6 protein-coding genes are annotated in these 12,614 nt (G+C 58.5%); all 6 read left to right on the top strand.

Annotated elements, in window-relative coordinates:
* The first annotated feature begins 44 nt into the window (after positions 1-44).
* The 6 genes from ACW5W7_RS01335 to ACW5W7_RS01310 all read left to right on the top strand — a co-directional run bounded on the left by ACW5W7_RS01335 (position 45) and on the right by ACW5W7_RS01310 (position 12,598).
* Positions 45-608, top strand: coding sequence for a hypothetical protein (locus ACW5W7_RS01335; RefSeq protein WP_456500515.1), 564 nt, complete (start codon positions 45-47; stop codon positions 606-608).
* Positions 609-619: 11 nt separating this feature from the next.
* Positions 620-1,000 carry a hypothetical protein gene (locus ACW5W7_RS01330; RefSeq protein WP_456500514.1) on the top strand — a complete coding sequence of 127 codons (381 nt, stop codon included), beginning with the start codon at positions 620-622 and terminating at the stop codon, positions 998-1,000.
* A complete protein-coding gene (locus tag ACW5W7_RS01325) occupies positions 1,000-1,236 on the top strand; it encodes a bacteriocin (RefSeq protein ID WP_456500513.1) in 237 nt (78 codons plus the stop codon). Before ACW5W7_RS01330 ends, ACW5W7_RS01325 begins: the two co-directional genes overlap by 1 nt.
* 9 nt (positions 1,237-1,245) lie before the next feature.
* Positions 1,246-2,763 carry a hypothetical protein gene (locus ACW5W7_RS01320; protein WP_456500512.1) on the top strand — a complete coding sequence of 506 codons (1,518 nt, stop codon included), beginning with the start codon at positions 1,246-1,248 and terminating at the stop codon, positions 2,761-2,763.
* 116 nt (positions 2,764-2,879) lie between these two features.
* On the top strand, positions 2,880-3,710 hold the full coding sequence (locus tag ACW5W7_RS01315; RefSeq protein ID WP_456500511.1) for a DUF7946 domain-containing protein: 831 nt from the start codon (positions 2,880-2,882) through the stop codon (positions 3,708-3,710).
* A 155-nt stretch (positions 3,711-3,865) separates the two neighbouring features.
* Complete coding sequence (locus tag ACW5W7_RS01310) at positions 3,866-12,598, top strand: LPD38 domain-containing protein (RefSeq protein ID WP_456500510.1); 8,733 nt, start codon at positions 3,866-3,868, stop codon at positions 12,596-12,598.
* Positions 12,599-12,614 lie beyond the last annotated feature (16 nt).

Below are 12,614 nucleotides of genomic sequence, written 5' to 3'. Positions count from 1 at the left end.
AGATCAAAGAGACCTCAGCGCAGAAGGCCATGGCGGACATTGCGATGAAGCAATGGGGGATCTACCAGTCGGATCTCAAGCAGTACGAAGACATTTTCATGGACAAGGTGGACGAGCTGAACGGAGAGGAGGCCTTTGACGATGCTGCTGGTACCGCTGCCCTGGGCACGGCCCACAGCTTCGGTGAAGCGCGGGAGGGGCTATCTGATGCCATGGCTGCGTCTGGAGTAGACCCGACCAGCGGCAAATATCAAAACACCATGCACGAGCTGGAAACGGACCAGGCGCTGAGCCAGACCGATACCACCAACCGCACGCAATCCAGCCAGCAGGACAAGTATGTGGCCGGGCTCAAAGATGTGGTCTCGATGGGGCAGGGTCAGAAAGCTGAGGCCCTCGAGGGATATAGCAACCTGGCCAGCTCCAGCCTCAACAAGGCTGCGAGCGATGCCCAAACGAAGTTCAACAACAAGCAGGCTGTGCTGGGGTTGGTCGGTACCGTTGGTGGTGCTGCCACGGCCTATGGCATGAATAGCGCCGCTGGGGGGACCGCGGCGGGCAAGAAGATCAGCCCGACTGCCAGCGTCCTGCAAAACAAGGGCTACTAAGGGGGTAACCGATGGGATGGGCTTCGGACCAATATGCCAGTATCACCCGGCAGCAATATGACGATTGGCTGACGCGCTTCTACCCGAAGCAGAAAGAGCTGATGGAGCAGGCCACGAGTGGCCAGTTGCTGCGTGACCAGCTCGGCCGCGTTGAGCAGAACAACACCAATGCGCTGGTATCCGCACAGCAGGCCACAGCCAATCGCAATGGCCGTATGGGGGTCGCAGCACCGGCTAACCCACAAGACAACAGCCAGGGGCTGCGCATGGCGTTGATGACAGCCGGTACCGAGAATGGCCTGCGCGAGCAGGAGAAAGAACGTCAGATGGGGATCCTCACCGGGGCCGATGCTGGCTTGCGAGAGGCGATTAAAGCAGGCGGGGGAATGTGATGGGATATGGACTGATTGATATTGGCGCCCAGACGCGGCGCCAGGCCATGCAGGGGATGAACGAGTCGGCAAAGTTGGACGAGGCGCGTGAGACTGCCAATGAGAATCTCAAGGCGCAGCAAAAACAGCAGGGCATGACCAACGTGGGGACCGGTGCGGCCGTTGGCGCCTCTGTCGGTGGACCGTGGGGCGCCGTGATCGGGGCCGGTGTCGGCCTCTTGGCCAGCTTATTCTAAGGAGGAGTGATGGGAGTTTCAGGATTGGCCGAAGGGTTCCTCGCCGGGTTTGGCACCATGAACCACTATCAGCGCGGCCAGAAGGCCGACGAGCGTGCGGAGAAAGAGCAGGGGCTGCGTGATGCGATGTGGCAGAACAATCTGGACCGTCAACGGCAGTCTGATGAACGGTATGCCGATGAGACGACCTATGCCCGGCAGCGAGACAGCAAGCAAGACGAGCGCGAGGCTCGGCGTGATGGTCTCTATGAGGAACAGGTGCGCTCATCCATTGCCAGCACCAAAGCGGCAAACACTCGGGCGGAGCGCGCCGATTCTCGGGCAGAGGCCGAATACCAGTGGCTCAGAGAGCGACGGGAGAAAGAGGCCTATCAGCAGGAGAACCTGCCGGTTATCCAGCAGGGGTGGTCGGATATTGAGGCTGGCAAGGACCCGGGGGAAGTCTTTCGGAAGGTGGTGAGCGACCCGAAGGCTGCGCAGTACAACCCGGCTCGTTATATGGAGAGCGAGTTTACAGGCGCCGGTAAGACCTTTGTGAATTACACGAGGGGCCTGATGAGTGATGCCGAAAGTGGCAAGCTGGACTGGAACAGTGAGGAAGGCGTAAACCGCATCAATAATTCCGAGTTTCTCAAGGCTGCCGGTACCCTCTACCAGGAGGAGATCAAGACAGGTATCGGTGATGTGGATCCCGCCACCGGCAAGACCATCGAGAACAAGGAGCTGGGCCGCATCATGGTGACACCGGATGGTGCTGGCGTGGTGCTGGGGTTAAAGGTCACCTATGACGACGGCTCTACCGCCAATCGCCCGGTGACGGATAACCGCACAGCCAGGGGCGATGATAAACCCAAGGTGATCCCCATTTCTGATTTCGTCGGTACTGGTTACAAGCGTGCGGCGCTCTCCCATGACTTGGTGGCCAAGGCCAATAATATCCGGACCAGCCTGGGATTAACGCCCGGGGCCGATGTGAAGGGCTACCGCCAGGCCATCGTGAAGCTGCAGGCAGACACCGATAAGGCGATCGGTCAGATCCGCCGTGACACCATGATGAGCCAGGAAGAGAGAGAGACCGCTATCGCAGCAGAGCGAGAGGCAGCCCAGCAGCAGGCACAGGGGCTGCGTGATGTGTTCGGTCTGGAAACCCAGGCTCCGGCCCCAGCGGCCGGTGCTGGGTCTGAACCTGCCCCCTCAGGGCTGACGCAATGGGTAGGCAAGGATGCCCTCCGCCGCGAGTTTGTGCAGGAGGCGGGAGCGAATGGGCAATCCCTATCTGAGCATGCAGATCCGGCCATGCTAGACCAGATTTACAGTCGCTGGGTTCAGCTGCGGCGGGATGGGCAGACGGCCAATGCCATGCGAGGGGAACCCACCCCAGCGGCGGTTGCCAAGCAGGATCCCAGGGCTGCCGAGAAGGCAGCACTCAACGCGCTCGCGGATCCCTTCAAAACGACCCCACACCTCAACAAGGCCCCCGATGGCCTGGCTGCTTATCAGGCGATGAGCCGACAGCATCCTCGGTAAGCGATGCCATAGAATTTGACAGCTTTAGGATTCTTTTTTTTGAACTGTAAACAAGGTCACTTGGTGGTTGTCGCTCGACACCGTAAAATTCCTCGGTTTATTTCAAGGAGAGTGGTGTGGCAATCGAATTGATGGAAGTCCCGGTAACCTATGATGGGAAAATGGCTGATCAGCATAAGATGGATTTGTACGCCCTGGGAGGGTCATTACAAGGCATCGCTAGAATGCTAGCAGTATCATCTCACTTTGTTGTAACTCGTGAATATACGAAGCAATTTGGTTCTCAAGGAGTCAAGGTATATGCCTCAGAGCCGAGAGCAAAGTGTTTTGAGCTTTCAGCTATCATTGAGTTTGCTCAACAACAGCAGCTCTTTAGCGGTTTTGGTGGGGCTTTATTCGGTGGTATTGTTGCTTATGTAGTGGCGAGAGCGAGCGGCAATCGGGAAGAAATGAAACTACTTAGCGAGCGTCTTGAACAGGCGATCCGAGAGCTTGGTAACCGTGATCAACAAGTAATCGATCGCATGATGTCCACCATTGAGAAGATGGCGGATGCGCTGCGCCCATCTGTTCGTTCTGCCGTTGAGCCAATAGGGCAAGAGTGTGACACGTTAACCATTGGTAGGAAGTCAGACCCAGGCAAGACGGTTATAGACAAAGCTACTAGGGATGCAATTTGGTCCGAAGGTGATGTCTCACTAACAGACCTCCGTGATTGGGAGGTTGTGTTTACCGAACTAGATAAAGAATCTAAAACTGGCAAGGTTCGTTTGGTGGGTGATGATAGCAACGCACGAATTAAAGCAGAGGTCAGTGACCCAGCATTTTTGATGCCAGATAACAAGTATTTGGCTAGCTATGCTCACAACCAAATCATCACTATCAAAGCAAAAGCAATGCTTAAGGATGGAGAATTGGATCGGTTCTATGTGAGTGATGCTCTTTAAGCTCGGAATCGGTAATCCGTAGCGGTTGAATCTTCCAGTACCCAGCGTTAGCATCTCCCCATCATCGATCAGTGTGCCTATTGCCCTGACCGCCATCTCCAAGCCCTGACTGGTTCGCCGGTCGGGGCTTTTCTTTTTCCATTATCGAGGACGCCATGGATAAGACCGCAACCACGCTGCCAACGGCGCAGCAAAGTGATACCCGCATGGATGAGTTCTGGAACAGTCTGGATGCCGGTTTGGCTACCCCCGCGCCGGCGCCGCGAAATCTGGATGTAGGCCTCAGTGACGTTGCGCGTGCTGTTGGTGCTGGCGGACTCGAGCTCGTGGGCGGTATCGGTGAGCTGGCGCGCCAGGCTGGCAACTATGGCCGACAGAACGGCGGCAAGGACCAGGGGGACTACCTGGTGAATGCCCGCGCAAACTTGGCCAAGAAGCTGGCGCCGGTGCTGGATGTGGTGGCCGGTGCTGGGGAGCTGGCTCAATCTGGAGCGGACAGCCTCAAAGAGGGGATGAGTGTCGATGCGCGGGAGGCGCTGACTCGTAGCCTTGTCAGCGAGACACCCGCGGGCGCTATCACCCTGGGGGATGGTGCTGGGGATATTGATGTCTGGGCGATGAAAATGGCGCAAGGGGTGGGGTCGCTTCTCCCTACGCTGGCAAGTGGCGGAATCACCGGGCTGGCAGCCAAGGCGACGATCGGTCGGATGGTGACCACCACCATGATCAAGCGGGGGGCCGCGCAAGAGGTGGCGGAAGCTGTTGCGGCCAAGACGGTATCTCGGTTGGCCACTGGCGCAGCGACGACCACGGGGGTCGCTGGTTCGGTTGGCGCCGCGGGCGTGAATGCCAGGGATACTGTGCTGGGTATGAGCTTTGATGAGTTGCGAAACAGCACGACTTTCCGAGATACCTTCTTACGCATCGATGCCGATCAGCAGACCGCACATCTCTCTGATAGCGAGAAGCTGCAGCTGGCACGCGAAGAAACCGCGAATGTTGCGAGCCAGGCCACCATGGGGGATGCCAAGACTTGGGGAGCGGCTGCCGTGGGCACCCTGATGGGCGACACCATGCTGTTCAAGATGCTGGCCGGTAAAGGCGCCGGTGGTGGCGTGCTCAAGGGGATGGGGAAAGGGGCAGCTGGCGAGGGTATCAGTGAAGCGCTCGAAGAGGGGACCCAACAGTACAGCGTGAACGAAGCACTAAATGAGGTCGCAGGAGCCAATATCGACCCCATGAAAGGGGTTGTTTCCTCTGCCATTGAGGGCAGCCTTATCGGCATGGGGGTCGGCGGTGCCACGGGTGGTGTCGGTGGCCTGCGCGGTGAGCGTGGCGAAGTGGAGACCGAGGATCACCCGGCTCGAGATGCTGAACCTACCGCACCGGAGTCTGCGCCTGATGAGCAAGTTGAGCCGCAGGTTACTCCCGAGCCCGAAGTACCTACAGCAACAGACCAATCCCCGCTTGGCCCAAGCGCGAGCCAGTATGACGAGCTGCGCGACGTGCCAGCTTATCTGCGCCAGGACGATACGGCCGATCGCTTCAAGGGGCTGGCCCAGGATAGCGAGGTACAGCGCGCTCTGGCTGGCGAGTTTGGCTCATCGGTGCAGGAGCTGGTGTCAGCTCAAATGCAGGGGGGCAACCTGGGCAAAAGCCTCTATGAACGAGTTCAAGCTGGGGAACTGGGAGAGGATCCCTTTGCCGGTGGCAAGAGTGTCCTACAGGTGGCAATGGAGGGCCAGCGCCCGGCCCTGCCGCTCAAGGATGTGATTTTTGCTGGTGACGCGAATGCCAAGCCCAAAGGGAAGGAAGTGGCCGCACCGGGGGATCACGATGACCACCAGGCTGGCCCCGGCCCTCAGTTTCGTGGCAGTGAGCGTACCCGCTGGCAAAGCGGGCAGGAGGGGGACTTATTGCCTGTAGATCGCGGTCAGATGCAAAACGCTGATGCGCTGCCCGGCGCTACCATCGAAGGAGAGGGGCGCGAAATTGGCACCGAGCTCCCGCACCGAGATGTGATCTACGGTGGCGATCAGCGTCAGCCGAATGCTGCGCCTATGAAGGGAAGTGCGTCGGTTGGTGTGGAGGTTGACCCCACCATCGGTCCGCTCAAGAGCCTGCGTGTTACCCGGAAGGGCAAGCCCTTCGCCAGCGAAAAGGAAGCCCGGCTAGCTAGTCGCAAGGGGATTGAGACTCCGGTCCCGCTCAATGGTGGCGGGTTTGGAGTTGCCGCAGTTGCCGAGGTTGAACAGGTACGAGCCATGCTCCCCATTCCTATAGATGCCCCAGCCCATCAGAGTGGCGCTGAATTGCAGCTCGACGAGAGCAATGCAGCTGAGTTGGGTCAACTGTCAGATCTTACAGTTCAGGGTCTCGGCGGTGATGCTGATACGGCACGGGTTAAGGGAGATGCCAGCCAGCAGCCACTTGTGGCCGCTGTAGATACTGGCTACCGCGATGCCATTTCTTCCAATGAACAACCCGAGGTGACTTATGACCAGCCTGCCCAGATACCTGCAAGCAGCAGTGAAGGACAAGGTGATCAGCCCGGCACAGGCAGTCAAGCTGCAGCAGGTGCTGAGCCAACCACTACCGAGCTTGCAAGCCGAACTGGAGCAAGAGATCGGGGAGGTCTCGCTTCTCCTGTACCTGCATCAACTGGACAGCAACAAGATGACAAGACACTGACAACCCCGGCTCCTGCCGGGGTTGTTGTTTCTGAGCCGGTCGCGCAGGTGGAGGCCGCCAGGGCAGAGGTAAACACTGAGCCAACCCAGGCCCAGAAGGAGGCAGGCAACTACAAGAAGGGGCACCTCAAGTTACACGGCTTCGACATTGCCCTGGAAAACCCCAAAGGATCCACTCGCTCCGGTACTGCGCCTGATGGCAAAGCTTGGCAATCGACCATGGCCCATGACTACGGTTACATCAAACGTACCGAAGGGGCTGATGGTGATCACGTCGACGTCTTTATCGGGGACCAGCCGGAGAGTGAGCAGGTCTATGTGGTGGACCAGGTAGACCCCAAGACGGGCAAGTTTGACGAGCACAAGGTTATGCTGGGGTTTGCTGACGAGGCCGCAGCTCGGGCAGGCTATCTGGCCAATTACGAGCCGGGGTGGAAGGGACTGGGGGCCATCAAGGCTATGCCAGTGAAGGCGTTCAAGCGCTGGTTGAAAGAAGGGGATACCACCCAGTCGATCAGCCGTGCAAAGCACGTCGCACAAGAACCGATTACTGACTTCGGAGAGAAGATTGGCGGGGCTCGCAAGGATGTCTGGGCCAGTTACCGGGACAGCATCCAGGGCAATACGGTCGATGAGATAAAGGAGCTGCCGCTTTCCAAGGCCTGGCCGACGCCAGATTACCAGAAGCTGCTCGACAGCGGCATCCAGCCGTGGTTCGTGGCCTACGCCCGCGCGGCCCGTGACAGCATCCCGACCAAACCGCAGACCGGTTGGAAGCAGAATCGTTGGGCCGAAGCCGTCAAGGCGATGCGCGACACCGCGCTAGGGTTACTGGAAGGCGGCAGCGCCAGCGAGCAGCTGCGCCAGCAGATCGCCAAGTCGGGCCTGCATCTGGCGGAAGACATCAGCAACCGCGCCGCCCTGTACGAGGCAGTGGGCCATCAACGCAGCCTGGCCGACCTCAAGCTGCGTGGTGGCGAGTACAGCCTGTATAACGGGGTGAAGTACGATCCGCCCAAGCAGATGTGGACACTCGAGCGCGGGACCAAGTCCAGTGCCCTAGGCAACTGGCCACGTATCATCGCCACCGGAGATACCAAGCAGGAGGCCATTGCCGCCTTCAAGGCTCGCTATGAGGAGTTGACGGCCGAGGCCAGTAAGCCCAAGGCTGTGACGTTTGACATCTTCAGTCGGGAAGATGGCAAGGGTTGGTTTGTTGGCAAGAAGTTGGGGCGTAACTACTTCGATCTCACGCCAGCATTCAAAGATGTGAAAGAGGCCCGTGCCTACCGGGCCGAGCATCAGGACGAGCTGATCGCCAAGTTGGAGAAGCACAAAGCCATCCCCCGCGAGCGCCGCGACCTGAACCAGCCCCGAGTGGGCGAGGACATGCGCGCCGGGCAGGATGTTACCCCGGAGCAATTTGCCAGCAGCTTCGGCTTCCGTGGGGTTGAATTCGGCAACTGGGTGGAGCAGGAACGCCGCCAGCGCAACCTCAATGATGCCTTCGACGCACTTATGGACATGGCTGCCATTTTGGGGATCCCGCCCAAGGCGATCTCTCTCAACGGAGAGCTGGGGCTAGCCTTTGGGGCGCGTGGTAGTGGCGGGGTATCTCCCGCTGCCGCCCACTACGAACCGGGAAAGATGGTGATCAACCTCACCAAGATGAACGGTGCCGGCTCGCTTGGCCACGAGTGGTGGCATGCGCTGGACAACTACTTTTCCCGACTGCGTGGAAAAGCTGGCGACAACATGACTGAGGCGCTGGATGTGGATCTGGCGGCCCGTGGCAGCAACTTCGTCCACAAAGGCGAGGTGCGCAAGGAAATGGTTGTGGCGTTTGGTGCGGTGATGCGTGCCATCAAGCAGACCGCACTCAGGGCGCGATCCAGCAAGCTCGATAGCAAGCGAACCAAGCAATACTGGACCACCAATACCGAGATGAGTGCGCGGGCGTTCGAGAGCTATCTCATCAGCAAGCTGCAGGACCAAGGCGTCAGTAACGACTATCTGGCCAATATCGTCGATGAGGCGACCTGGGAGGTATCCGCCCAGTTGGGTTGGGAGCTGGATAACAGCTATCCCTATCCGACCGCCGGTGAGGTGCCGGGTATTCGAGCCGGTTTCGACCACCTCTTCAACACCCTCGAGACGAAGCAGGAGGGTGATCGCGTCATCCTCTTCTCGAAGCAGGCTATGGCCCAGGGTGACAAGCCAGCCAAGCACCTGACCCGCAAAGAAGCCGAGCTGGTCACCAAAATGTGGTTCAAGCAGTACCGGGGGGCGAGCGGTATCAATGTGCAGATCCACGCCACCCAAGCTGAATTGGAACAAGCGTTGGGAATAAATGCCAAAGATGGGTTGATACGGCGCGCCGCGTTTGACGACGATGCGGGTACCCTGCATGTGGCCGCCGATACCATCGCCAACCCCAAGCGGATGCGCGAGATACTGCGTCATGAGGTGCTGGCCCACTATGGCCTGGCCAACGTGCTGGGCGATGGGGAATACACCAAGCTCATGAGCCGCCTCATCCAGTCCCAGAAAGACTCCAGCATGAAGGCGGTGTGGGACTGGGTGAACACCCATTACGCCGATGAGGATGTTGGTACCCAAGCAGAGGAGGTGGTGGCCCATCTGGCCGAGCTGGAGCAGGGCGCTTGGGGTCGCGGTTGGGATCGTGTGGTGGCGTGGGTTACCCGGGCGCTGCGCGCCGTTGGCTTTGTGCCGGATGGTATCACTGCGGCTGAGACTCGCTCCCTAATTGAGGGGCTGGCTAAGAAGCTGCAGAAAACAGATATAGAGGTTGGAGTCGCAGAAGGGGAGCGCTTGTGGTTCAGTGCCGAGCGCTCTCCCTGGCGTAAGGGGTTCCCAGAGGTGATCTTGCATGGCCGCCTCGCGGACGCGACCAGCCACCCTGATTACGATGCTGCCAAGGGGGGTGATGATGCCGCCGCTCGGCGGTTGGTCCATGATGTGCTTTCTCTTGATGCTATCAAGCAACTCAAAGGACTGATCGGCGATCGTTCGTCCATTGCCCTCGGAGTGCATGCCGAGGAAGCTGTGAGCCGCAATGCGATTCCTCGGGCAATGGCGGACGTGCTGGCTAAAGTGCTCGGCCTTGATGTTGACTTAGACATCGTGCAAGCCGCTAAGGTAGGACGAACCTCCCAGGATGGTTTTGGTCGGTTAGCAAATCAGCCGAGTTTTGATGGCCATGTTCGCATCGATAAGCCCTACCTCATCATGGATGACACTCTGACCCAGGGGGGCACCCTTGCGAATCTCAAGGGCTACATCGAGAACCGTGGCGGAGAGGTGTTGGCCGCCACCGCATTGACCGGAAAGCAGTATTCCGCCAAAATTGCTATCGATAGCTCAACCCTTGAGCAACTACGGGATCAGTATGACGGCACAGGCCTTGAAGCGTGGTGGCAAAACCGATTCGGCTATAGCTTCGACTCCCTCACAGAGTCTGAAGGCCGATACCTCCTTCGTGCCAAGGATGCTGACAAAGTCCGAGATCGAGTCGCTGCGGCAGGACAACCATCGCCGGCACGAAGCGAACATGAAAGCACTCGAGACGATGGATCTCTCCCGCCTGATGGTCTGAAATTCAGTAAGACGAATGCAGCTACCGATGAGGCGCTGCAAAAGCTCAATCTGGGCCCTAAGCCCGACATCATCGACAAGACCAAAACCAACCTGAACAAGCTACGCCAGGTAGACCGCGGCGTGGTCAGTTCATGGATTGATCGCGTCATCAAGAAGGCCAACACTGAGGTGCTAGACGCCCTGGCCCCCATCAAATATGCGGAAGAAGCCGCTGGCATTACCGAGGCGGCCGACTCCGGATATGTGGGCGCGCGTATGGCCACTGGCGCAGCCTCCACCATGCAAGCGACGATGCTCTACGGCCTGCCAGAGTGGAAGGACGGTGTGATCCAGCGAAAGGCTGGTACTGGTGAAAAAGATGCCCTGTTGGGCATTTTTTCTGACCTCGGAAAAGACCTGCATAACTGGCTGGGTTGGATGGCCGGGCACCGGGCTGAAATCCTGATGGGGCAGGGACGCGAGAATCTGCTGAGTGAGCAGGATATTGCTGCACTTAAGGAGCTTGGCAACGGGAAAGAGGCCAAGTTCATGGAGGCAAAAGAGCGCTGGAACAGGCTCAACACTGCCACCCTGGATCTGGCGCAGGAGGCCGGCTTGTTCACTGCCGAGGCGCGGGCCGAGTTCGAAAGCGAATGGTACATTCCGTTCTTCCGTGAGTCAGATGATGGCGACGTGATTGCACCTTTCAAGCCAAAGGGCATCGCCAACCAGAACGCCGGGATCAAGAAGCTCAAGGGCGGGGAGGCCAATACCAACGACCTGCTCGAGAATATCTTCACCTCAACTTCCAAGCTGATTGATGCCTCCATGAAGAACATGGCGGCACAAAAGACCGTCTGGAACCTCGCCGACACTGGCATCATCGAGGTCATTCCCAAGCCGAACAAGATGGACTATCAGGCGCTTGCCAATGGCAAAGACCGGATAATGCTCAAGCTGGAAGGAGAGGACTACATGATCCGGATTGAGGATCCCGACCTCTATCGCGCTATGACCTTCTTCGATCGCAAGCCTTTCGGCGCCATGGTCACTGTGGCCGCCAAGACAAAGCGTTTACTGACTGCCGGGGTCACTGCTTCACCTGAGTTTATGCTTCGCAATTTCTTACGCGACTCCCTCTCCAGCTGGGCGATAAGCAAGGACGGCTTCAAGCCGGTAATCGGCTCAATCAAAGGGGTGAAGAAGACCCTGGCAATGGAAGGCAGTACCATCGACGTGATGTTCAGTGGTGCCAGCTTCCTGGGTGGGTATGTCAACGGCAACGACCCGACAGCCATGGCCGACACTGTGCGCAAGTCACTGCGCCGCAAGGGAATGACGCCGGAACAAATCGCGAAATATGAGAAATCCATCATCCGCAATGCGGCACACGCCAAAGGCGTCGTGGCTGACTTGTGGGAGAAATACAGCCGCTTTGGCGAAGCATTTGAGAATGGTAACCGTGAGGCGGTCTATGAGGCCGCCATCAAGTCGGGTAAGAGCCATGCTCAGGCTGCTTTTGAGTCGAAGGACTTGATGGACTTCTCCATGCTGGGTGCCGCCAGTGCTATCCAAGGGGCTGCCATGGTGCTGCCATTCTTCAATGCCAGGATCCAGGGGCTTGGTAAGCTGACCCGCGAGTTGCGCGAGAATCCGCGCGAAATTGCCAAGCGGGCCGGGATGATCACCGCCATGTCACTCGGGCTGTTGGCGATCAACTGGGACGATGAACGCTATGAGGAACTGCCGGATTGGGATAAGGACAGCAACTGGCATTTCTTCGTTGGTGATCAGCATTGGCGTATCCCCAAGCCGTTCGAGATCGGGGTGATGTTCGGCACCATCCCTGAGCGTATGGTACGTGCTTTAGGCGACAAGGATACCGGCGCCCAGTTTGGCAAGGCAGTAGCCAGGGCGATCGGGGATACCTTCGCTCTCAACCCGACTCCACAGATCGTCAAGCCTGTGGTGGAGGCTGTTTTTAACTACGACAGCTTCCGTGGTGGCCCCATCGACAGCCCGCAGGATTTGGCCGTGCGTGCCGAGGCTCGCTACAACGAGCAGACTAGCCTGCTGATGCGCGAGCTGGGAGAGCTTTCAGGGTTGTCACCCAAGCAATTGGAACACCTGCTGATCGGATATACCGGCACTATGGGAAGCTATGTGATGGCTGCAGCTGACGGCCTGATCCGAGCCGCCAGGCCAGGAGAGTCAGCGGCCTGGCGTGCTGACGAAATCCCACTGGTGAAGGCAGTATACCGCGGCACCGGACCGGCCAAGTCCACTCAGCACATGGAAGAGTTTTACCGGATGCTGAGCGAAGTGAATCAGCTCAAGCGTACAGTGGACCAGTATCGTAGCGAGGGGCTGACAGATAAAGCCAGCGAGTTGCTGGAAGAGCAGGGCGGGATCCTCAAGTCGCGTCGCAACCTGAGTCGTACCCAGCAGCAGATTAGGGTGGTGCGCAACAGGATAGAGCTGCTCCAGCGTGATAAGACCATGGGGGCTGAGGAAAAGCGCCAGCGCATTGATGAGTTGCTGACCCGTCGAAATGACCTTGTGTACCAGGCCGTCAATACCAACCGGCGAAACTGGGAATAGCGGCCCTGCCATGGCC

The organism is Aeromonas intestinalis (genome assembly GCF_054052485.1).
Note: the sequence above shows the minus strand (reverse complement) of the source record. Positions and strands in the feature narration are given on the sequence as shown.